The sequence below is a fragment of the Pannonibacter sp. SL95 genome (assembly GCF_026672425.1).
In the GTDB taxonomy this organism is placed as follows: Bacteria; Pseudomonadota; Alphaproteobacteria; order Rhizobiales; family Stappiaceae; genus Pannonibacter.
On sequence record NZ_JAPPRC010000004.1, the window covers coordinates 1 to 20127 of the forward strand.

General features: G+C 60.3%; 26 protein-coding genes and 1 tRNA gene. 5 read left to right on the forward strand and 22 right to left on the reverse strand.

Translation table 11 applies throughout. The features are described 5' to 3' along the window. On the forward strand, positions 1–183 hold a 183-nt coding region (locus tag OVA12_RS10425), incomplete at its 5' end, for a hypothetical protein (RefSeq protein WP_268137103.1). A 434-nt stretch (positions 184–617) separates the two neighbouring features. Here OVA12_RS10425 and OVA12_RS10430 read toward each other — a convergent pair. The 18 genes from OVA12_RS10430 to OVA12_RS10515 all read right to left on the reverse strand — a co-directional run bounded on the left by OVA12_RS10430 (position 618) and on the right by OVA12_RS10515 (position 15070). Continuing rightward, complete coding sequence (locus OVA12_RS10430) at positions 618–3590, reverse strand: phage portal protein family protein (RefSeq protein WP_268137104.1); 2973 nt, start codon at positions 3588–3590, stop codon at positions 618–620. Positions 3591–3661: 71 nt separating this feature from the next. Continuing rightward, complete coding sequence (gene terL / locus OVA12_RS10435; protein ID WP_268136930.1) at positions 3662–5359, reverse strand: phage terminase large subunit; 1698 nt, start codon at positions 5357–5359, stop codon at positions 3662–3664. Continuing rightward, positions 5356–5856: a DUF1804 family protein gene (locus OVA12_RS10440; RefSeq protein ID WP_268136932.1), complete on the reverse strand. Its 501-nt coding sequence runs from the start codon at positions 5854–5856 to the stop codon at positions 5356–5358. Before OVA12_RS10440 ends, terL begins: the two co-directional genes overlap by 4 nt. A gap of 29 nt (positions 5857–5885) precedes the next feature. Beyond that, entirely contained in the window at positions 5886–6092 is a 207-nt protein-coding gene (locus OVA12_RS10445; RefSeq protein ID WP_268133621.1) for a hypothetical protein, read from the reverse strand. Positions 6093–6158: 66 nt separating this feature from the next. Further along, positions 6159–6584, reverse strand: a complete 426-nt coding sequence (locus OVA12_RS10450) for a hypothetical protein (RefSeq protein WP_268137106.1) — start codon at positions 6582–6584, stop codon at positions 6159–6161. Beyond that, a complete protein-coding gene (locus tag OVA12_RS10455; protein ID WP_268133619.1) occupies positions 6581–7798 on the reverse strand; it encodes an N-acetylmuramidase domain-containing protein in 1218 nt (405 codons plus the stop codon). The genes OVA12_RS10450 and OVA12_RS10455 overlap by 4 nt, the downstream gene beginning before the upstream one ends. 136 nt (positions 7799–7934) lie before the next feature. After that, a complete protein-coding gene (locus OVA12_RS10460) occupies positions 7935–8372 on the reverse strand; it encodes a hypothetical protein (RefSeq protein ID WP_268133618.1) in 438 nt (145 codons plus the stop codon). Further along, positions 8365–8628, reverse strand: a complete 264-nt coding sequence (locus tag OVA12_RS10465) for a hypothetical protein (RefSeq protein ID WP_268133617.1) — start codon at positions 8626–8628, stop codon at positions 8365–8367. The genes OVA12_RS10460 and OVA12_RS10465 overlap by 8 nt, the downstream gene beginning before the upstream one ends. Before the next feature lie 44 nt (positions 8629–8672). Continuing rightward, the gene (locus OVA12_RS10470) at positions 8673–9071 is read right to left on the reverse strand and encodes a gp16 family protein (RefSeq protein WP_268137108.1); all 399 of its coding nucleotides are present in this window, start codon (positions 9069–9071) and stop codon (positions 8673–8675) included. Next, the gene (locus OVA12_RS10475) at positions 9068–9361 is read right to left on the reverse strand and encodes a hypothetical protein (RefSeq protein ID WP_268133615.1); all 294 of its coding nucleotides are present in this window, start codon (positions 9359–9361) and stop codon (positions 9068–9070) included. Before OVA12_RS10475 ends, OVA12_RS10470 begins: the two co-directional genes overlap by 4 nt. Positions 9362–9564: 203 nt before the next feature. Continuing rightward, positions 9565–9798: a hypothetical protein gene (locus OVA12_RS10480; protein WP_268133614.1), complete on the reverse strand. Its 234-nt coding sequence runs from the start codon at positions 9796–9798 to the stop codon at positions 9565–9567. A gap of 9 nt (positions 9799–9807) precedes the next feature. Further along, the gene (locus OVA12_RS10485; RefSeq protein WP_268133613.1) at positions 9808–10428 is read right to left on the reverse strand and encodes a DUF3164 family protein; all 621 of its coding nucleotides are present in this window, start codon (positions 10426–10428) and stop codon (positions 9808–9810) included. After that, on the reverse strand, positions 10418–10846 hold the full coding sequence (locus OVA12_RS10490; RefSeq protein ID WP_268137110.1) for a hypothetical protein: 429 nt from the start codon (positions 10844–10846) through the stop codon (positions 10418–10420). The genes OVA12_RS10485 and OVA12_RS10490 overlap by 11 nt, the downstream gene beginning before the upstream one ends. After that, on the reverse strand, positions 10843–11115 hold the full coding sequence (locus OVA12_RS10495) for a hypothetical protein (protein WP_268133611.1): 273 nt from the start codon (positions 11113–11115) through the stop codon (positions 10843–10845). The genes OVA12_RS10490 and OVA12_RS10495 overlap by 4 nt, the downstream gene beginning before the upstream one ends. Continuing rightward, a complete protein-coding gene (locus OVA12_RS10500) occupies positions 11109–11456 on the reverse strand; it encodes a hypothetical protein (RefSeq protein WP_268133610.1) in 348 nt (115 codons plus the stop codon). The genes OVA12_RS10495 and OVA12_RS10500 overlap by 7 nt, the downstream gene beginning before the upstream one ends. Then, entirely contained in the window at positions 11453–12043 is a 591-nt protein-coding gene (locus tag OVA12_RS10505) for a hypothetical protein (protein WP_268137112.1), read from the reverse strand. The genes OVA12_RS10500 and OVA12_RS10505 overlap by 4 nt, the downstream gene beginning before the upstream one ends. Before the next feature lie 52 nt (positions 12044–12095). Next, positions 12096–12809, reverse strand: a complete 714-nt coding sequence (locus OVA12_RS10510) for an AAA family ATPase (protein ID WP_268137114.1) — start codon at positions 12807–12809, stop codon at positions 12096–12098. Positions 12810–12847: 38 nt separating this feature from the next. Beyond that, positions 12848–15070, reverse strand: a complete 2223-nt coding sequence (locus tag OVA12_RS10515) for a Mu transposase C-terminal domain-containing protein (RefSeq protein ID WP_268137116.1) — start codon at positions 15068–15070, stop codon at positions 12848–12850. Between the two features lie 103 nt (positions 15071–15173). Here OVA12_RS10515 and OVA12_RS10520 point away from each other — a divergent pair, with 103 nt between their 5' ends. Continuing rightward, positions 15174–15614, forward strand: a complete 441-nt coding sequence (locus tag OVA12_RS10520) for a hypothetical protein (protein ID WP_268133604.1) — start codon at positions 15174–15176, stop codon at positions 15612–15614. A gap of 3 nt (positions 15615–15617) precedes the next feature. Here OVA12_RS10520 and OVA12_RS10525 read toward each other — a convergent pair whose 3' ends face one another. Further along, complete coding sequence (locus OVA12_RS10525) at positions 15618–16076, reverse strand: hypothetical protein (RefSeq protein WP_268133603.1); 459 nt, start codon at positions 16074–16076, stop codon at positions 15618–15620. Between the two features lie 160 nt (positions 16077–16236). On the opposite strand from OVA12_RS10525, the gene OVA12_RS10530 reads away from it, so the two are divergent. After that, positions 16237–16554: a hypothetical protein gene (locus tag OVA12_RS10530; protein WP_268133602.1), complete on the forward strand. Its 318-nt coding sequence runs from the start codon at positions 16237–16239 to the stop codon at positions 16552–16554. Positions 16555–16853: 299 nt separating this feature from the next. Here the strand turns inward: OVA12_RS10530 and OVA12_RS10535 are convergent, their stop codons facing one another. Both OVA12_RS10535 and OVA12_RS10540 read right to left on the reverse strand, forming a co-directional pair. Beyond that, positions 16854–17186 (reverse strand): hypothetical protein, encoded by a 333-nt coding sequence (locus tag OVA12_RS10535; RefSeq protein WP_268133601.1) that lies wholly within the window; start codon positions 17184–17186, stop codon positions 16854–16856. Next, positions 17183–17497: a helix-turn-helix domain-containing protein gene (locus tag OVA12_RS10540; protein ID WP_268137118.1), complete on the reverse strand. Its 315-nt coding sequence runs from the start codon at positions 17495–17497 to the stop codon at positions 17183–17185. Before OVA12_RS10540 ends, OVA12_RS10535 begins: the two co-directional genes overlap by 4 nt. Before the next feature lie 145 nt (positions 17498–17642). Here OVA12_RS10540 and OVA12_RS10545 point away from each other — a divergent pair, with 145 nt between their 5' ends. Next, entirely contained in the window at positions 17643–18170 is a 528-nt protein-coding gene (locus OVA12_RS10545) for a helix-turn-helix domain-containing protein (RefSeq protein WP_268138656.1), read from the forward strand. 632 nt (positions 18171–18802) lie between these two features. Continuing rightward, positions 18803–18879, forward strand: a tRNA-Arg gene (locus OVA12_RS10550). Positions 18880–18966: 87 nt separating this feature from the next. On the opposite strand, the gene OVA12_RS10555 is transcribed toward OVA12_RS10550, so the two are convergent. Further along, positions 18967–19917 carry a DUF4279 domain-containing protein gene (locus tag OVA12_RS10555; protein WP_268137120.1) on the reverse strand — a complete coding sequence of 317 codons (951 nt, stop codon included), beginning with the start codon at positions 19915–19917 and terminating at the stop codon, positions 18967–18969. Positions 19918–20127: the final 210 nt, after the last annotated feature.

Consider the following 20127-nt stretch of genomic DNA (forward strand, 5'->3'; position numbering starts at 1 on the left):
AGCAATGCATCTCTGACGGCTTTCCTCATCGCCCCGGCGAATCCCGATATAGGGCCGGGGCGGATTGTCGGCTTTGCGAATGAATGCCGGCCTGTTTCCGACGCGTCCCATGGGAACGGCAAGCACGGACGCCCGGCGCGGCCGGATCTGGCACCAGACTGCATCACCATCACCTTCGGATGATTGAGGCGGGTACCGACTTCGGCCGCCTCGCGTGCGGACCTGATGAGATCGAGCCGAACAGCTCGCCTCGGTCCCGAAGGATGCCGCGCTTGTTGCGGCGGCTGGACCCGGTAAAAGGGAGAGCGGGGCCCAGGAGCGTGCCATCCGGCGCTGGCCCACTCTGAAACCGGTCGACAGTCTGATCATAGAGCGTCAGTCCGATGATCCGATGCGCCGCGGCCGCGGTTACCAGCCTTGCCGATCAGGGCCTCAATCTCTGGCCCGATCCGGCTTGTCTCGAAACGGAAGGTCAGCACTTGAGTTTTCCTCCGCAGTACCTGGCTGATTGCGGCTGAAGCAAAGAGCCTGTAAACTTGGTTTTGCGACAGGAACGTGGGCCGGCGCAGGCCTCCTTTCCGTTCCTGCGCCGGGCGGTCTGCGTCGACCGCCCTTTCTCATTCCCCGGTGTTGCTCTTGTCTGTTTCCCTTCGGTACAGAAGCACGCCATGCCGCCAGGTTTCGATCTGGTTGAAGTTCGGCCGGCGTTTGCCTGACTTGCCAGACTCCGCGTTGTAGGCTGTGGTGCCCCGCCATCCGAAGCGGCTCCATTCGAAAATGATCAGACCGGCAAGATCTGGCGCGGCCCGAAGGTAGCGGCGTTTCAGGATCCAGGCGTTGCGGGCGGCATGCCATTCCCAATCAATCCAGATCTCGTCCGGATCTTTTAGGGCTTCCGCCAGTTGAACGAGGGCTGTGGCCCGGCTCGAACTTGGCAAGCCACGCGGATTGACGAGCTTGCTTGTCCCATCTGGCCGGCGGAACAGATCGTCAGAGATCACAACCGCATGCCCTGCCTTGTCCCGGAACAGTTCCGGTGTGTCGGGACCGGTGTCAAACTCGGCAAGGAAGGCTTCCACATAAGCCTCTTCGGGAAGTCCGGAAGCAAGCTTGCGCGTCTTGAGAGGCCGGGCGATCGAAGCCATCTCTGGCAGCTGGACAATCCCTGGCAGCTGCATCTGTGTGCCGAGGGGCTGTTGCAGTTCACGCGGCACCAGGCCGCTCGCCCAGGATCGTCCAGGCGCATAGGCCCAGCCCATGTCGACGCCCTTTGGATAGTCCAGGATCTGCCCGGTTGCCGGATCCGGTCGGCGTTCGGTCTCGATTGGCGGCGAGGGGTCGGGCCCGTCCTTGCCGAGCGTCTTCAGCTTTGCCCGCGAGACAGGCCGCACCCCGCAGCCGCATTTCCAGCCATTGGGCGGATAGTAGGTCTGCCACCATGGATCATCTGCCGGCAGGACAAGTCCGCTCCAGGCTTCGTGATCTTCGCGCGGCGTATCGGGGACCCGCGCCAGGCCATGGACATACTCCCAGTAAGGATAAACCTTCAGCACATCCGGATCGGTCATCTGACGATAGCGGCCGGCGGCATGGGCAGATTTCAGGTTCGTCTCATAGATCACCCGTGCCCGCCATTCACGCCCGCCCTTGTGATCCCATCCGTGCCGGCGGACGATCTCGTCGAACCGGTCAATGAAGCCTGGCTGGTGAACGCCCGTCTTGTCGAGCCAGCCATTGAACGGCAGGCCTTTGGCAAGGGCGTCATCGATCGCGGCCTGAAAGTCCTCGATCAGGGCGTCCCGCGTCGCACCGGCAACAACGAAGGCACGGTCGTGGGCATGGTGCAAAAGATCATGCCAGTGGTTGGTCGGCAACCTGATCTTCTGCCGATGGAAAGCGATGGCATCAGCAAGCGGGCCATGATCGCTGTTGCCGTCATCGGCAAAGCTGGTGCTTCGCGCCTCCGCAGCACCCGCAGGTGAGGACGTCAGAAGTTTTTTTTTTGAGCCTTTGCCGGCGGCGGTAAACGACGGGAGAACGCCGGTCTCGTCCTGCACATCGGCCCGGCCGTTCAGCTCTGCCAGGGCAAGTGCATCGCCGAGGATGTTGCCCAGTGGATCCGGCTGAAGCCGGCCATATGCCTCCAGCAAGGCTTGCGATGCGTGACTGTAGTCCTTTACCCCCGAAAGGGTCTCGCGCAATGTGCCGATCCACCCGGTCAGGGCCGGTCCGGCGAGATCGGCGACCTGGTCGACAAGATAGGATGTAGGGTCACCCTCACGTGCGGCCGCAGCGTCGGCAAAGGCAGTCGTCAACGCATCCGCGCCAGGGCTGGCCGCAAGGTCCTGGCGGGAAAAGCCGGTCACCGGCGTTTCCATCACATCTGCCAGCCAGGCTTCGACATCATCGGGCTCAAAGCCCTCACGGCGCAACTCGTTGAGCAGACCGACCGCACCCCGCTGGCGCTCGTGCCGCGACTTTTTGAGGGCTTCCTCGTCCTTTTCATTGCTCGGACGTGGCCGCCAGACAGACGGGGGCGTGGCGCCTGGCCAGTTCAGTTCGGTGATCCAACGGATCAGGGTGTCATTGAAGGTTTCCGACAAGGCATCGGCGTCATCGTCAATGATGGCTTCGGTTTCGTCCGCATGGGTTTCCGACGCGGCCCGGGCGCCTTCACCCTTGACGCTTGTGGAGAGCGTGCTGCCAAGCACGACTTCCGAGGTCTGTTCGTCCCAGTAGCGCACCCAGGCTTCATAGCCGGCGTCACCGCTTCGTTTTGCTTCCAGAAACTCGACTTCAGTGCCGATCGGTGCTGCCAGCGCGCCATTGGAAACGAGATCGCGCAGCAGCAGAAGTAGACGATCCTGCTCACTTGCGGCCGTTCCGGCCGGAAAACGTCCGAAAGGCGTGGGGGCAGCGAACTTCTCAAGCAGAACCATCCAGGAGGCGACACCCTCACGCTTGAACAGCACATGCCAGAACAATGTGGAGCCAAGCCCGAGGCCGTAGGGATTGTTTCCCTCGGCATCATACCGGTGAACGATGAACTTGCGTTCCGGCAGCTCGATCCCTTCAAGTCCGCTTTCCCGGGTCAGGAGCCGTGGACGCCAGTCCGGGGCAAAGCGGAAACGAGCCTGGTCATGCGCCTTGATGGCCTTCGGCGCGATCAGTCCGTCCTGGTCCAGGTGCCAGATCACTTCCGCCACCGCATAGCCCTTCAGGATGGCCTTGAGCAGATGCTTGCTGATCCCGTCGAAACCGATCCGCTTGAGCATCCTGGTGATCGCCTCGGCAATCTCCAAGTCGAGAGGTTTATCTGGATCCGCCGGCGTGACAGTCCAGCTCCGGCGCGTCACTTTGGTAAAGCGCTTGCCCAGGACCGTGCGGACACGGCCATCCCGCAAGACCTCATCATAGAGCTTCAAACCCTTGGCTGCGCCCTTTTCCCGGATAGTTGGGTCCTGAGGCTCCAGCACATTGGAAAAGAACGGAATGGTGACATCATTTGCGGGCGTTGCGATGAACTGTCCGCCCTGCGGCGGCACAGCACGCGCGCCAGCGGGGATCCCGGCAGACTTACCTCGAGCCATGTCTTTTTACTCCTGTTGCAGGAACAGTGCGGGCGAAATTGGCTCCTTGCGGCCGGTCACTTTGCGGCACTTCACAGCCGGTACCCCCCGAAGCGTCCGGACGCCGGTCCTGATATCGAGCCCGCCCCTCCAAAGGCCGATGCCGACCTGGAGCTTCCTGGAGCCGTTCTAAATGTGTTGGCAGTCAATGCGCTGGCGGCTTTTGCGACCGCATTGCTCCAGAGCATTTCCAGACAGTCCGGACCGTCGTCGTGATCGGCGTCCGGCCACTGTTGCAGCTGATCGACCAGAACCTTGTGCGCTGCATTGAAACGGATGAGACCCGCATGGACCGGCGGTTGCAGCCGTTCGATCCGCAGCGCCTTGTCCGCAAGCGGAACAATGGGAACGCAAGGCATGGCAAGCCCGGCACGCGCTGCAGCCTTCATCAGGTCGGTGCGCAACAGTTCCTGGAACTGGACACTTTCGACAAACCACAACTGACAGGCATAATCCCGCTGCAACGCAATGGCATCGGCAATGATGACGTCCGGCAAGCGGCGGCGGATCGAAGCCTCGACCACATCCAGCACCTGTGTTTCACGGTCATAGCCGCCGATCAGGATTGCCGAGGGATCACGATGCCGGTTGTTTTTGCCAAGCGAAGGGTCGATTGCACCGAAGAACAGCCAGTCCCGCTTCTTTTGCACCCACCATGTCAGATCCTGGAACGGATTGTCCCGGGACACGGGTTTGTTCTGATATTCGCTTTCGAACGCGGAATGTTCGCCGGCCCGCTCGCGCATCAGGTAGAGCAGCGTGTGATTGTCGGGCCAGTTCAGTTCGGCGCCACGCTCCATGTCCTTGGCGTTCGCCTGGTACCATTCGTCTGCAGCTGGCTCATCGGTGAGATACAACTCTTCCCAACGGTCCCAGAGGTCCATGCGATCCGGCCATGTAAGGATGGCTCGAAACTCTGTGGCCTGCCATTGTGGCTTTCGGGAAAACCGGACGATGACGGCATCATGGTGCAGGACGGTTCCGGCATAGAGCACGTCCATGGAACCGTCAGGGGGCCCAAGTTTCAGAACAGCCTTGGAGATCCATCCTTCCAGCTTGTCGCGCTGCTTGGGATTGGCGACATTCTCGTCGTTCTCGACATCGTCCAGGATCGCAAGATCCGGGCGAAACGGGCCATGACGACGGCCACGGATCTTTTTGCCTGTCCCGAACCCTTCGATCTTGACGTTGTTGCGCGTGACGATGTCGCCCTCGCGCCAGACACGACCCTGGCCGAAGACGTCGGGAAAATCGTATTTCAGCCTGGGATTGACCTCCAGTTCGGCCTTCAGCGCTTCGAGCATGACGGCAGCCTGTTCGAAGGCATCCATGATCAGGACAATGTAATGCTTCAGGCCGCGCACGACGCACCAGAGCGGGAAGATCAGGGAAATATGGGTCGACTTGGCTGAGCCGCGCGGTGCGATGACCAGCTTGCGTTGACCATGAGCGGTTTCGACCATTGACGGCAGGTCGGCATAAAGATGATCGTGCAAGCGGCTGGCAGGTTTCGACAGATAGTGCGGGAAATAGGTTTCGGCAAAAAACCTGTAGCCGGTTCCGTCCGCCTGAACTTTGGCCAGCCGTTCACGCCGTCGTTCCGGATCTGCGGGAAAAGCTTCGACCTCAAGTTCGATCTTTTGCCGGAACAGATCCGCAATCTCGGCGATGCTTTTCCGGAACTCGTTTGCCTTGAGCGGCGCGCCGGGGCCATGCCGTGGCGAGATCATCCGTAAACCTCCGCAAGCCGGTCTCCAAAGGGTTCGAGGATTTCGACGAACGCCGACGAATGCTGCGGAAACTCGATCCGGACAAACTCCGCCAGACGGGAAAGCACGTCATTGGCAACGCCCAGCTCGGACAGCTTCGGCGCAACGCGGCCGGCTGACGAGACCATCTTGTTGAAGGCGTCAGATAGCGATGCCATCAGCTTGACGCGGTCTGCGGCCTGGAGCGTTTCGGAAGACTTGACGTCTTCGACGGTCGCTTGGAACAGGATGACGAAATCCTCGACAACGGATGCGACCACTGTCTCAAGGCCCTCGCCGGCGAGCATGGTTGCGGAACGGGCAACGTCCCAGTCATCCCCATGCTGTCGGGCATCCTTCTTCCAGCGCCGCAATGTGCTGTCAGAAATGCCAAGCGCCAGGCAGATGGTCGGCACAGACTGGCGCTCGAAGATGAAGCGTTTGCGAGCCTGCCGTTTCTTGTCTTCATCCCGTGCCATCAAATGCCAATCCCGTGGTATCAGGCCTGTCACACACCGATCTTGTCCTTGACGAAGGCAATGCCGATCGAGATCACACCGGAGGCGACAACCGAATTGGCAAATGTGCGCCGTTCAACGGTGCGCAAGCGTTCGTCCTGGCGCGTAATCTGCCCCTCAAGACCGTCGACCTTCTTGTCGATCCCGATCAGGAGGCCTTCGATCTTGCCGAGGCGCTGGCTGATATCATCGCTCATCATCAGGGCTCCTGGATCAGCGGGCGTTAAGCCGGAGCCGGTCTAACGGCCCAAAGCTGATCGTTGTTAAGAGGCGCTAGCGCCGGCTGTGAAAGAAGCCGCGCGCAACCTTTTCCATGGGACGGGTGAGGAAATACGCAGCGACAATCCAGCCTGCCCATTCGTCGAGGGGGCGGGCAGAGCTGCGACGTTCCAGGTGAAGTGAAACAGGCTATCTGCGACAACAGCGCCCGACCAGATAGCAATGGGCCAGGCGAAGGCTGGCCGGATCAGGGCGGTGACCCACCAGCCCTGTTCGGCCAGGACTATGTCGCGTGCTGCCTGCCGGACCGCCAGTTCCGACCGGACGGTTTCTACGGTCACTTCGGCGCGCAGCTTGTCGCGGCCGTTCTCGATATCGGCTTTGCGTTCAAGATGGCTGAGGATGCGATCGGCAACGCCACCACCAAGGCTGCCAACGAGCCAGATGCCAAAACGGAACAGGAGCGTCATCCGACATGCCTCCAGGTCTTTGCGTCCTCAAGCCGCCGGCGCTTGATTTGCCAGGCGATAACAATGACGGCGAGGCCGGTCAGCGCAAACACGGTCCATGTGTTGCCGGTCACCAAGTCGAGAAGCGGTTGCACGTCTGCGCGAATTGAACGGATGAGATCGATGCCGCCGGAGACCTGACCCGCCAGGTCAGAAAGAAAGCCGCGCTCGCCACTCTCAAGTCCGCCGGCTGCCGCTCCCGTGCCGGTCAGTGCCATGCCGATGCGCGACAGCCAGTCCGCCTTGCGAACCGTCTGTGATCCCTGGCGGCGAAGGTCCTGGACAGTAAGCCCCTGGCGTTCAGCATTCGGTTCGACAAGGCCGGATGCCTTGGCGAGCATTTCTTCCGTCTTTGGACCGACAATGCCATCAGCCTTGAGGCCATGCTCGACCTGGAACGAGACCACCGCACGACGTGTCGCTGGCCCGAAGTCGCCATCGGCCCTGACCACGAACCCCAGTTCTGAAAGGCGGGATTGCAGGGCCTTCACGCGGTAACCGTCTGCGCCAAGGCTGAGCGACGAGGGGGCCTCACTTGCGGGTTCGCTCGCGCCGGCTGCAGCGCACAGCTCATTGTAGGCTGCCACCATTCGCCCGGCATAGTAATCCACCTGTCCTGGACCGTTGTAGCGCCGTGCGACCGCACGAAAGTCTTTGGTTCGCAGCGCCTCGGCAAGCCCGCTGCGAAGCAGGAAAGTCAGAAAGGCATCGATCTGGGAAGCTTCGCTCGCAGCCATTGCCTGGACGAAGGCAATCACTGAATCAAAGCCACAGATCTTGTGATTGAAGCCCATGATCTGGGCTGATCCGAAGCTGACCGACATCAGCGCGGCTCGCTCATCGAGCGCGGCCATCTGCTCCAGGCGGTCCCAGCGCTGGTCAGAACCAGCGCCTCCAAGTCCTGCATAGTTCGCCTTCGACCATTTCGGTGAGGCGAGCCCCATGGTCATCGCCCTGGCGCGTTTGGATTTCGGCAGTTCGCGCCAGAAGACGTGACGTTCTGGCAGAATGATCAGCCGCCCCTGGGCATCGAATGGCTCTCCGCCGCTTTCGACGTCGAGGATTGCGTGAAGGACATTGACCTCACAGCCAATCCGGGCCGCCGCCGACTTGATCTGGGTCGCGCGATCTGTCCGCTTGCCCTGGGCTTGGCGCAGGTGCTGCACAATCGACATAGTGGCTCCTCACGGAATGCGTGTCGGAAACCACTTTGGATGTCGGAATAGGGGAATGCGCCGGAACAGTTCCTGCGGATCGGGACTTAGGTTGCCGGGAACCCTGCGCGGATTTTCGGCAACGAGCCTTCCACGATCACAACTGGTGCTGGGCCCCTGTCTTGGGGTCAGCATTTGACAACCAATCTTCCAGATCGATCTGGCGTTCGTCAACCTTCACACGCTTGGCAGGCCGTTTCCGATCGGCAAGAAGGATCCGGACATAGCGTTCGGAGACATGCAGGGCCAGGGCAATTTCGAGGCTGCTCTGGCCTTCGCGGTTGAGCCGCCGGGCCGCCGCTTTCGTATCGATCCGCTCCCGGCGCGTCGGCACATAGAACTTGTTCCCGGCAAGTTCTTTGATGAGAAGATCCGCCGTTTCCCGCTTGAGCCTGGACAGCGGATTGTCAGGGCTGAATGTCAGGGGCACCTTGATCTCGACACCTGGCAGGACGGACAGCAACTCAAGCGCAACTGCCTGACCGCAGATGTCGGCAATGTCCGCCATGTCCTCGGAAAAGAACGATCTAGCCATGGCAGTCGCCCCTCATGAACGGTGTCTGAGGTGGCAGCAAAGCGATGTCCTGACCAGAACTCGTCCTTTCTTTCAGCGCCATTCTTTTGCTGGACAGAAGGACAGTGACGACGGTGCGGTTCAGGATCACATAACGAACACCATCTCGAACGACGGCGCTTGCTCCGGCCGCGATCGCGCGTTTCGTTTCGCTGAGGATCAGTCCGCGCACGGCCTCAACATCCAGATCAAGGACGCGCTCCAGATAGCGCAGCACCGCGTGATCCGAAACTGCGGCTTCAGGCACACTGGGGCGAGACGTCATCCGCATTTCAGCCTCCGCTCGATCTGTTTCAGAGCCTCGATCAAAGGCGCGGCTTGTTCGGATGTCAGCCATTCGGGGTTTTCGACGCCAGTTTTCTCGGCAACGAACAACTGCAGCGCCTTTTTGTAGGGGTGCCGCCAGTAGCCCAGCTCGTCGATCGATTTGGCGAGGGCAAACAGACGGCGCACGAAAGGCTTCTGGGATCCGGCGCGCCAGGACTTGCCCGCTTGGTCCTTGAACCCAAGCCCGCGCATTTCTGCAAGGATCGCTAGCAGCTCGCGGCCGTTCATGTCTTTGGACGACGCTTTGCCAGTGATCCGAACAAGCAGCGCACGATACGTCTCGTCATCAAGACCCAATTGCGCTTTGGCAACATGAATGGCAGCGATGCTCATGCCATCAACCTCCGGAGTGCGGCGCGGAAGTCGCGCAGTAGCAACTGGCAGGCTGCGTCGGCGACCTGCTCACGCCCGGCGTCATCAAGCCGGGCGGCTGCATTGGCCATTCGCATTCCAAGAACAACGGTCAGCAGCCCGAGCCCGTCGACAGGGCTTTCGAGCGCGCTGATGGCCATGGCGACTGTGTTGCCCTCAGTCAGCGTCCTCGCGCCACCAGTAGCGCGATCCACTGTATGATCCATCGCTTGGACAATCGGTGTGCTGGCCTGAACCGTGATTGCATCCATGGGTGTTATCCTTTGCTACCTGGCGAGCCTCAAGCTCAAGCCGCATCAGACGTGTGGTGATCGCAGTCAGTTGTTGCTGCAGGTCCGGCATCCGGTGCGCCCGCCAGCGCCGGCGGTAAACGATTGCCAGCAGGTCACATCGCTCTTGCCTCAGGCGGTCCGCCTCGTCGCTCAGCTCGCGCGGATCGTCGAGGCGGGCCATGTCAGTTCCGACCACGCAAATCTTCGATCATCAAGGGCTTCGCACGTTTGCCTTTTTCGGACTTGTCGGTCACGGTGGCCTGCCTGACCGCCATGTCATCAAGCTCGCGGAGCAAGCTGTAGAGATCGAGAGCGTCCAAGCATTCGATCTCTACACGGACAATCGACTTGCTACCTTTGACCACTGCGCTGTGACTTTTGAGCCGGCTCTTTTCGCCGACGTAGATCATGGGCATGACGTCACCTCACACGCTTGCGATGTCGAGGGAGACGGGCAGGCGGTCTTCACGAACCGGATCGCGCTCATAGACACGCACATATGCCTTGGTGCCGGTCACCCGTACCGCATCCGCGATCGCATCCATGGCCCGATGCCAGTCAGCATCCTCGATCGCAAGCCGCCGCAATCCGAGAACCCGTCCTGTCGAAATCTCACCGGCCTTGTCGACCTGGAAGGCTTGGTCAACAAGCGCACGCAGATTGGCATTTGCACCTTCGGACCAGCGGTGAATACAGCGGTCAATCAGTTCCTTCGCGGCTTCAAGCTCGCTGCCGAACGAAACATGATCAGCGACAGCAACCACGACCTGCATCGACCCGTCGAATGTGCTGAGGGTGACATTGCCCTTTTTGCCTCCGCGCGAGACGCCATATTTTTCCGCGATCAGGTCCCGGAATGCCTGCACATCGCCAAATGCGCGGGATTTGAATGCGGCAAGCCGCCGGTTCAGCTCCTTGGCCTCTGTCACCAGCGATTTGACCAGAGCGTCTTCTTCCTGATGCTCCGGTTTGATGTTGCCGATCGGGATCAGCGCGCCTTTGGCGTCCTGCCAGTAGCCATCGGGCAGGTTGGATTCAGTGCTCATTTGAAATGTCCTTTTGTGCTGAGATTTTCGGGAGTGAGATGGTCCTCAGGCAGCGCTCGGCATCGATCAGCTGACGTCGCTCCGGCGGCGGATCGCCCATCAACAGGGCGGTCGTGTCGCGGCAGGCCGGTGCGGCCAGATCGTCGAGGTCGATGTCCCGGCGGATTGTGTAGCGCCGCAGCACCCGTGCCTTCGGGACACGCTTTTCGACTGCCTTGGCCGGTTGTGGGGGCGCCAGCAGCGGCCCCACCCAGTATTCGTTGCGGCACAGATTGCGCGCACGGCGTAGCGTCGCCGCCACATCGTCATGCCGGCGATCGAGCGCGACGGCGATGTCCATGATGCTCTCGCCGATGACACGCAAACCGATGGCACGGGCAAGATCGTCGAGTACCCAAGCGCGGTTGAAATGGTTCATGCCATACCTCCCGGTCCGTCGACCTCTCCCGCAAGGCTCGCTCGAGCGCGCGGGGTGAACAGCACCACGTTCGATCCTGCGAGCTGCTCAGCGGTAAGTTGCGCAAGCCTTGCTGCCTGTTCCGCCTCCAGGTCCTGAGCTGCGATGATGCAGCTCGCCAGCGCCCGATCGAGCAGATCTGCGAGGGTTGCGTGCATAGACAAGGAGCCGTCGCTGGAGCGGACGAAAGCCACGCTATTGCGTACGATCAGCAGGTGATGGCTCAGCATGCCTCATCCTCCTTTGCGTGATTGGGATTGAGTGGGCAGCCCTTGCAGGCGATCCAGTGCTTCAGGGCTTTGGCGTCTGACATCGGCATGGCCAGCTCTGCATGCGACCTGCAGATGTTGCGGCTGATATCCAGCTTCAGATGCGGACAGCGGACGCGGTCTGAGAACACCGAAAGGGCGCGGTCCTCGAACCTGTCGACACGGCCTCCGACCGCCGCATAGCGGCCCGAAAGATAGAGGCTCACCATCGTTCGGCTGACGCCAAGAAGCTCCGCAACGGCCTTTTTCGACCCAAGCCGTTCGACCTGTTCAGCAACAAGGTCTCTGACAGTCAGGCTCATCGGCATGGCACAACCTCGCCGGCATCTCCAAGATTATGGTCAAAGAGATCGTGCTTCGAAGGTCGCCAGACAGGAGCAACCGGACCGGTATCCCGCAAGAGCCGGTATCGCTTGAACCCGTTGGATGTCTGCTTCGTGCCGCGTGCGCGGACAGGCAGTTCCGCGACATAGCCCGCCCGGACCAGCGACTTCAGATATCTTTGCAGGTTGCTAGCGGCGTTTTTCTCCGAGCCGTCGCAACCGGCCATTACGAGGTCGCCGATTGTGAAGGCTCCGCCCATTCGCATGGCATTCCAGGCGCGTTGCCGCAGCGTGCCCGTTTGTGGGGCCCGGCATCTCCCTCGATCCGGCCGGATCGGACCGGAACTGATGACGCGGCCGCTGGCAGCAGCCGCGCGCCCATCGGCCGTCAGCTGATAACAACCGACTTCGATACGCTCCATCAGGCCGCGCATGATCAGCATGCCAGCCCCATCCGAGATCTGGCGCCGGGAGAGGGGCAGCCGCGCATCAAGGTCGTCGATCGTCCGGCAGGCACCATCGCCAAGAGCGTGCAGCAAGGTCGTTGGAACTGTTCCTGGGACCATCACAGACCTCCCGGAACACGGATCGGCCGGTTGGAGGCACGGTCATTCAGGATCACTTGCCCGGCCATGTCTGCGATCCCCAGCCCCCGGGACCTGGATCATTGCGCAGGCCGAACCGCTCGATGTTGGCGATGGCTTCAAGTATTTCCCGGTTGAACCCCGAGGACGCCTTGAGCACGAAGTCCAGCAAGTCATCAGCGACCGCCACTTCACAGCGCAACTGGATCAGCGCGCGGACATCATCGCGGCTGGCCTTCTCGAAACGGACTTTCTGAGACACGCGGCTGGCGACCTGGGGGAAGCGGGCCAGATTGTCATTGACCTTGCCCATGCCAACAAGGATTGTCGGCAGCTCGATCATGTCCGAGATGTCGCGGATGGTCTCCAGGATGGCGGACTTCGACGACACATGATCCGCCTCGTCGATGACGAGGCCGAAGCTCATGTTCTCAAGCGCAGCCGACGCTTGCCGTCCGGCGAGTTCTTCCAGCGCCTTGGCGTATTTCTTCTGAAACGCATGGGGAGGGTTGACCCGCAGCGTATCCAGAAGCTCGTTCATGAACCAGCTTGGCGTCCATTCCTTCTTGGCCCTCAGATACACGCTGCCCGTTCGCGCAACCCAGTGTTTCAGGGTTGTTGTCTTGCCCAGCCCTGGCAGACCATCGACGACCACCAGACAGGCCTCATCAGCGCCGCGCTGGTTGAGTGCTGTCAGGGCAGACAGAAACCGCTTCACGTTGTCGGTCTCGACAAAGACATTCCGCATCTGCTAACTTCCTTGTTGTAAGTGTTCAGGTTTACCTGTCAGGCAGCGGCGCGCAGCACATCCCTCAATGCGTCCACGTCGACACCTGACAGGCGGAACAGGTCCAGATCAGTCCTGCGGGAGAGGCATCCCCGCAGGACTTTTTTCTGGTTTTCGGTAAGGCACTCGGGGCTCTCGACGGCAAACGCAGCCAGGTCGACGTCGCTTGCAAAGACCCGTCGTTTTGCCGGCCCGGCAGGTTGCTCAACCTCCGGCGCGCCTTCGATCAACACCAGACCGCGATCATCTTCCCGCTTGTTGGCCTGACCATCGACTAGCGGTTCGCGCCATTCACTGCCTGCTGCTGTGCAGGGCAGTGTCCGGGAGGACTGATCATCGGAGGCTTCAAGAAGGAGCGTCGACCGGAGCTGTTGTTCGATGCGGTCTGCTTTCTGGCCAACCAGGCGCAGCTGGGCGTTGGCACGCCGCTCGATGGCCGCATCCTCAAAGGACTTGGGCACATAGCGCGCTTCATTGCCGGCAAACGCCGCGACGCAGATCAAGCGGCCCGGCAATTCAGTGCCGTCGACCTTGTCGATTTCCCGGACCCAGACCTTGGAACCGTCCTTGATGTCGATGCCGACAGCGACCTTCATCCCGTGATAAGGGGTGAGATCCAGGTGGAAATACGTGTTTGTGTTCCACTCGATCAGGCAGCGGCGGACCGTCCGCACGACATGGGGCCGGAACAGTTCATCAGCCTCACCATGCGCCACATGGACCGGTTCAAACCCTTGCTCGATATGGCGCTGCCAGCATTCGTTCGGCGACATGTGCCGTTCACGGCCTGTCTCCGCGTCGCGGATCTTGGGCAATCCGGTATGGGGCTGCTCGTTGTAGGCATCAATGACCGCTTGGCAGACCTCCAGGAAACGCTCCCATCCCATCAGGTCAGGACTTGAACCGGACGTGGCCACGTCGCGGCGTGTCGACGTGAAGACGCGTTTGCGCGCCTCCCGGTCCATGTCCCGGCCCACATAAGTAGGCAGCTTACGGGCCAGCGGGTTCCACACGGACCCGTTGAACCGTTCGATGATGCCGCGCGCCTGGCTATTGTAGGCGCGTGAGTGCATCTTGGTGATCCCGAGCTGCCCCAGCATCCCGGTCACATCGCCGTCCAATGTCTTGTTCTTGTAGCCCGGCCCATTGTCGACGTAGAAGATCGCCGGAATGCCGTGCGCGCAGGACGCCATGCGCAGTGCATCGGCAACGGCAATGCAGTTCTCCTTCAAGGACACGGAAAACCCGACGCATTTGCGCGTGGCCACATCCAGCACCGAAGTCAGCTCCGGGCGGAAAGGCTGTCCTGTCAGAAGATGCGCGATCTCGGCATCAAAGGTCTTTCCATCCGCCGTGTAGACGGACGTCGGCATCAGATCATCGGTGCTGCGGCTGACATAGGCGAGCCGGGCTTTAAGCGCCTGCGCACCCTCTCGCCCGCGATGACGATCTACGGCACCAAGTTTCGCAAGTGCTGTCCTTACCTGCTTTGCGCTCGGCGCCAGTGACGGATCGGCAAGGGTCCGGGTATAGTCAGCAAGAGCCTCTGCAACTGTTGGCTTCGCCGGACGCGCATAGAACTTCAAGAACCCTGGAAACCAGGGCAGGTCCTGGATCGGCACCGCCGCCTTCTTCTGCTTGGGCGCAAGCGCGCGAATGCCGTCCTGCCTCGCCGAGAACCACAGATACAGCGTTCTGAGCGACAGGCCGCTCTTGCGGTCAAGCGCAAGGCCGCAAGCGGTGATCAGGGCAGGATAATCAGCCTCATGCCGGTCGCCGGCGTCACTCGTCGCCATACCCTTGCGGGCAAGGTCCAGGTCCGACAGCAACTGCAGTGACGCCTGCCGTTGTGTCAGGTCATGCGCAATCATACGGCGCTCGATTTCCATGAGCAGGCTGGCCCGCGCCTGCATCATCAGGATCTGCCGTGCGTTAGGTGCGACCAGGGCGCCCGCCGGCTCCCCGGTCAGTGCCCCTTGATTTTGCACAGCCAGTGCCTCCAGCGCCCGGCTTGCCTGGCGCCGCTCCAGCTCTGCCCTTGCGGGCTCGGGCAACACGGCGACGCTGTACTCGAAACCGCCACCCCGGCCTTCGCGCTGTCTTGCGCAGCCGTCCAGCGCCGCCCAATTCTCCCGTGCGGCGAGGTCGTTGATTTTTTGTTTCGTACTTGGCAATCCCGGCAACGCCAGCTCCGCCAGTTCCCGCGCGGTGTACCAGCTCATGACCGGCCTCCACGGCGCAGACGGTAGACCCACAGCACGAAAGGATGATACGGAATGGCACTCGGCGGCAGGTCGCCCTTCAACGCCGCTTCGAGGTCATCCCATGTATGTATCAGCGTCCGCAAATGCCGCCGCAGGCGTTGCACATGAACTGCAAGACCTGCTTGCCAGAGAAGAGTTTCAACCCTTCCTGGCCCCTCTAGGGGCAGCAGGTTCAGCCGCCGCCGCGCAAGGTAGTCTTTACGCCACCTTTCGATCACAAGCCCCTCTTCTGAAAGAGGTTCTGGGTGCTCCGCCGCCCGGTCGAACGAAGCGTCTTGCCCGGCTGCCCCTTGAACAGCGGTTCTGGGTGATTGCGGCCGCGGCTGAAATGGCGTTTCAGGCTGCAGATGTCCTGGAGACACTGCACCGGACAGAGATCTGTCATCCGCTGAAACCGCGCGCGGACCTGATTGCAGCGGCATATGATGTGATGACAGCGCCGTTGCGCCGCAGGCATTACATGTGGCCGTTCCCGTGCCCCTTGCCGGGGGAAGATGAGTGAAGGTCATTTCCGTGATCTCCATTCCGCATCGCTTGCCGATATGAACCGGTCCAGCCGCTCGCGTGTCTCGATCGCCAGCTCCCGTTCGATCAGCGACCGGTACTTGCGGTCGACAACGAGGAACGGCGTATCGCTGAGCAGCTCGTTGAGCATTTCCGGACTGTTCAGGAGCTTCACCAGCGCAATCAGGCGGTAGGCGCCGATGTTGCTCTTGTCCCGGGCCTCCGAGGCCCAGGCATCCAGACTGTCCCGGCTGATGTCTTCGCCGAGATAGGCCGAAAGCTCTGCCGCGATCTCGTCGCGGCTCCGCCCGTCTTCCTTCATCGCCTCGGCAAGCACCCGGCAGACCTTGCCTGCCAGTGTCGCAGCCCGCACACGCTGTGCGTCAAACCGGGCCTCGACCTGCGGCGGCTCCCAGGACAGAAGATCCACTGTCAGCGTGTCTCTCCGTGCTTTGGCCATGGCTCAGCCGCGCCTCCGCTTGTTGCTAAACTGCGGAACATTTCCGTTAGCCATGTCTCGCGAATCGCAGTCAGCTAATCGGGCTCGGTCGCGGGGCCAGTGACAGCCGGCCCCGTGACCTGTCACATCCACGCAACCGACATACGCGGAGTGAATTCCGATGAAGACGTTCGAAAGCCACATGAAACTGTTTGGTGTGTCCGTCGACTTTCCCGGTCGGCCATATCCTGATGAACGGCAGTTCAGAAACGTCCGTGTCCGCGTCCAGCTGATCGACGATGCCGATCCGCAGAAGAACGATGGGACGCTGACAATCGAGTTCCGGATGCATATCGACGACGCAATGCCAGTAGTCGATGCGGAAAGGAACGCAATGGAAGTCGCGGCGCAGCACATGATCAAGGCGGGCGAAACGATCATTAAAAGTCCAGCCTCCGGGCTTCTGCGGCCGAAGACAGCCTCGCAGAGATTTGGGTGACCTGGAGCTGAAGGCGCGATAGCATCCTCATGATCTCATCGGTGTTGCACCCTCGACCGGCTTCGGACTGGCATGACCCTGCGCCCTGATCAGATCCCCACCCTAACCCAAACCATGTCTGAAGCTCTGAATGAGTTCCTTCAGGAGCACGGTCAGGCGCGGCATTGATCGAACCGGCTTCGAGGCGCTCCAGCTTCATCAAGAGGACCTCGACCCGCCGCCAGTCGGCGCTCGTCCGGATACCCAGTCCGTCAGAGATCTCGATATGCCTCCTCACGAAGGCAAGGGCTTTGGTGATGTCAGACATCTGCGCGCTCCACGGTCCATTGGGCACCGCCGATACCCCAGAGATTGAGGCCTCGCCCGGTATCGCGGGCGTCTTCCAGGCTGTCGAAAATCTGCGCATCGCCTGGCAGCAGCCCGCCGCGCGAAACCACGCGTTGGCAGGTCTGCCCCGTCTGGACATCCACAGCTTCGATTTGGTCCACGGCACCGGAAAAGTAGTAGCGCCGCCCCTGTTGGCTCACCTTGACAAGGCGGAAGCAGGCCCGGACCTCTGTCTGGCAAAGCGGCATCATCACGGCGCAATGCTTGTCAGCGATGGAAGGAGTGACTGACAGCTGGCCCATCATGCCGCCTCCGCCCTGTCAGCCGGAGCAACACGCTTCTGACTGGCGCCGGGTCCGTGTTTACGGATATCGTAGATTCGATGCGAGGTGATCGGATACCGGTCCGGCCAGAGTTCGGCTGGATCGGTTTCCAGGAAATCGGCAATGACGGCTTCGGCTTTGCGGACAGTCCGCGTCCAGACATGCCCGAACGAGTTGGGGCGCATGTCAGCGCGGCTTGCCAGCTCTGTCAGGGTCATGTTCTGACGCCTGATTTCGCCGAGAATAGAATGGCGGTCCCAGCCCTCCGGCGGGGGATTGTGCGGCTTGGCCATTGATGCCTCTCGATTTGAAAACGGCGCGCTGCAACGCGCCGTTTTCTGGGTACTGTGTGTGACTTTTCGGCGCGATCTTGCGTCCCGATGAATAGGAGATAAACGACGTTTGGTGTTTTGTAAATACCAAACGTCGCTTTTGAACGTGGCTAGACCTGAGAACGAACCCAAAACCCCACTAGCGCGCCGACTGCGCGAGATCAGGCGCCTGATAAACGACATGGATCGGGCGGATTTCGCTGAAACGCTCGGTATAAGCCTCGGCGCGCTTGCCTACTACGAACGGGGTGACCGAACGCCTGATGCAGACGTCTTGTTGCGGTATAGGCTGAACTTCAACGCCAATGTAGATTGGCTACTGACCGGGCAAGGAGATGTGTTCTCTGATGCCAGTATGGCTAAAGCGAACGCTGCGCCTGCACAAATCAATAAGGACGTCTTCAAGCATGTTGGACGCCTTGTGCTGCAGCTTCATAAAGAGGAGGGGATCAGGCTGCCGCCGGACGCTGTCCTGGAAGCACAGTCGAATGCTTACAACGACCTGCTTGCCCGCGCCGAGGATCCGCGCGACACCGCCGAACTGACCGCTTTGTTGCCCTGGTTGGAGGCGCGCCTGCGCAAGGCTCTCAAGGCGGCTGTCGCTGAACCCGGCACCGGTAAACGGCAGGCCTGATTGTAATCGGCCTCGCAACGCTACTTCTTGATGCGCAATTACTGGTTAAGGCCGTCTTTCATTGCCCTTTTGAATTTAGGTGGCCGGTACAGCTGCTACGATTGCGAGCAGTCTTCGATTGTCACACAGGATGCGATGCGCGTTCCGAGTTAAGCAGCGGATCGCGCGATTGCGTCTTTGAAAATCCTATTTTCTTCAATAGCTTAATTGAACTCGGAACGCTGAAACAAACTCGGAAGTCGATTTCCGAGTTCTTGCGTCATTTTGAACCGTTTCCATTTAATGAACAATGCACTTGTGACCAGATGACGCACCGCTTCGGGTGGGAAAGGCGGCGGAATTCAGCGCTTTTCGCGCCTCCGAGTGCGACCCAAGAGATGTTTGATGTGCACGTCTACTGCGCGAAAATGCGCAAAAACTGGCGCCCAATTGCGCGGTTTTCGCCGCTCCGTGTGCAAAAACCCCTAAAAGCCGCAAGTCAAGAAATCAATTGTGAAATCAGTGTTTTAGGTCGGATTTGAGGGTGCCTTGATTTGTGCAATATGACAGGTCCCCCCACACACGGGCGCAGCACCCAACGCAAAGCACAGTCTCGCCCTGACCGGCAAAACATGCTACAGGCGATTTCGGCTGGTCCCGTAGCTCAGCAGGATAGAGCATCAGATTCCTAATCTGAGGGTCGCGCGTTCGAATCGCGCCGGGATCACCATTTTTCTGGTTCAGGACGGTGATGTTGAGCGGCGGCCGAGCATCCGGACAGTCTTCAGTCCGAATCGTCAAATGATCCTGACGCTCTTCAATCGTCATCAAGGCCATAGTAGGAAAACGAGAAAAAGCAATCTAGAGCAAGATCAGCCAGCCGGCTGATCTGGTCCGGCTCAAGGATTGGTCCGCCATATCCCGAAGCCGACCACCAGTAGCAGTTCAATTTAAAATTCTGCACGCCGTCATCTCGCAGAGCTTGGATCTTGCCCTGCAGGGGATGGATCTGGTCCAGCATCCAGTCCATGTGCAAGCGGAATTCTTTCGACAGGACAACCGGCTCGGAAGACAGGAACCAGGCGTTCAGCGGGTTCGTTCTCACCAATCCCAGACTGTTGGTTACGGTCCGGCCTTTTTGGCAAGTGGATGTCGGCACAGTGCCGAGAACCTCCGTCACATACGAAGGATCGAATGCGTCCAGATAGATGCAGAGGTGCACGTCCGCTCGCTCACACCGAGGATCATCAGCGCCGCGGGGCAAAGGCGCGGGAGGCTGATATGGCCAGCAGCGAGCCGCAAGAGCTGTCATCACGGGATCACGACCGGGCGCCGAGCAGATGATATCAAACTCCAGCCCAACACCCAGTTCCTTCAGTTTTGATATCTGTTGCGATGTCAGGTCAACAAAGGCGCCGCCGTCTGCCGACCAGATCGCGCATGTTATCGTCGTCGCCCGCGCACCGGCCTGCCTCAGTTGCCGCAACGCCCCTTGCACCGGGCAAAGCGCCTCTATCAGCCAGTCGATATGCTGCGCCATGTCTCTGCCGGAAACGGCCTCCTCGGATGACAGGAACCAGATATCCTGTCTTGCAGGCCTCTCGCCAGCGTCATCTGCTTGGAGATGCGCGTCGTGAGCGTCACCCGATCGAGTGGGCCGAATCCCAAGGACAGTCGTTGCCTCTTCGAGGCTCAATGGTCCAAGATCGATGCGCAGCTCGGCCAGCACGCGATGCAATCCATTTTCGTCTTCTTCAATGGCGATCAAGGCACCTCGCTTAGCGATCTTTCGGCATCATTTTGTCGAACCCAGAATTGTCACCTTTGGGCAGCCAACCGATGCGATCTGTCCGTTTGCTGGGTCCGATGGACTGCTTCCCTTACATTAAGCCGCAGCAACAAATCGACCATAGGCATGTTTCATGATAGCCATACCCGCAATGATGGAAACCCATCTGCGATAATCGGTTTGTGATAT

Bases quoted from the DNA above. Each gene is read 5' to 3' on its own strand.
- OVA12_RS10525 (WP_268133603.1), bottom strand. From the start codon at position 16,076: ATGGCCAAAGCACGGAGAGACACGCTGACAGTGGATCTTCTGTCCTGG.
- OVA12_RS10430 (WP_268137104.1), bottom strand. From the start codon at position 3,590: ATGGCTCGAGGTAAGTCTGCCGGGATCCCCGCTGGCGCGCGTGCTGTG.
- OVA12_RS10495 (WP_268133611.1), bottom strand. From the start codon at position 11,115: ATGCTGAGCCATCACCTGCTGATCGTACGCAATAGCGTGGCTTTCGTC.
- OVA12_RS10515 (WP_268137116.1), bottom strand. From the start codon at position 15,070: ATGAGCTGGTACACCGCGCGGGAACTGGCGGAGCTGGCGTTGCCGGGA.
- OVA12_RS10460 (WP_268133618.1), bottom strand. From the start codon at position 8,372: ATGGCTAGATCGTTCTTTTCCGAGGACATGGCGGACATTGCCGACATC.
- OVA12_RS10510 (WP_268137114.1), bottom strand. From the start codon at position 12,809: ATGCGGAATGTCTTTGTCGAGACCGACAACGTGAAGCGGTTTCTGTCT.
- OVA12_RS10535 (WP_268133601.1), bottom strand. From the start codon at position 17,186: ATGATGGGCCAGCTGTCAGTCACTCCTTCCATCGCTGACAAGCATTGC.
- OVA12_RS10475 (WP_268133615.1), bottom strand. From the start codon at position 9,361: ATGGATGCAATCACGGTTCAGGCCAGCACACCGATTGTCCAAGCGATG.
- terL (WP_268136930.1), bottom strand. From the start codon at position 5,359: ATGATCTCGCCACGGCATGGCCCCGGCGCGCCGCTCAAGGCAAACGAG.
- OVA12_RS10455 (WP_268133619.1), bottom strand. From the start codon at position 7,798: ATGTCGATTGTGCAGCACCTGCGCCAAGCCCAGGGCAAGCGGACAGAT.
- OVA12_RS10490 (WP_268137110.1), bottom strand. From the start codon at position 10,846: ATGAACCATTTCAACCGCGCTTGGGTACTCGACGATCTTGCCCGTGCC.
- OVA12_RS10500 (WP_268133610.1), bottom strand. From the start codon at position 11,456: ATGAGCCTGACTGTCAGAGACCTTGTTGCTGAACAGGTCGAACGGCTT.
- OVA12_RS10540 (WP_268137118.1), bottom strand. From the start codon at position 17,497: ATGGCCAAGCCGCACAATCCCCCGCCGGAGGGCTGGGACCGCCATTCT.
- OVA12_RS10450 (WP_268137106.1), bottom strand. From the start codon at position 6,584: ATGACGCTCCTGTTCCGTTTTGGCATCTGGCTCGTTGGCAGCCTTGGT.
- OVA12_RS10480 (WP_268133614.1), bottom strand. From the start codon at position 9,798: ATGCCCATGATCTACGTCGGCGAAAAGAGCCGGCTCAAAAGTCACAGC.
- OVA12_RS10445 (WP_268133621.1), bottom strand. From the start codon at position 6,092: ATGAGCGATGATATCAGCCAGCGCCTCGGCAAGATCGAAGGCCTCCTG.
- OVA12_RS10470 (WP_268137108.1), bottom strand. From the start codon at position 9,071: ATGAGCATCGCTGCCATTCATGTTGCCAAAGCGCAATTGGGTCTTGAT.
- OVA12_RS10505 (WP_268137112.1), bottom strand. From the start codon at position 12,043: ATGGTCCCAGGAACAGTTCCAACGACCTTGCTGCACGCTCTTGGCGAT.
- OVA12_RS10440 (WP_268136932.1), bottom strand. From the start codon at position 5,856: ATGGCACGGGATGAAGACAAGAAACGGCAGGCTCGCAAACGCTTCATC.
- OVA12_RS10485 (WP_268133613.1), bottom strand. From the start codon at position 10,428: ATGAGCACTGAATCCAACCTGCCCGATGGCTACTGGCAGGACGCCAAA.
- OVA12_RS10520 (WP_268133604.1), top strand. From the start codon at position 15,174: ATGTATGTATCAGCGTCCGCAAATGCCGCCGCAGGCGTTGCACATGAA.
- OVA12_RS10530 (WP_268133602.1), top strand. From the start codon at position 16,237: ATGAAGACGTTCGAAAGCCACATGAAACTGTTTGGTGTGTCCGTCGAC.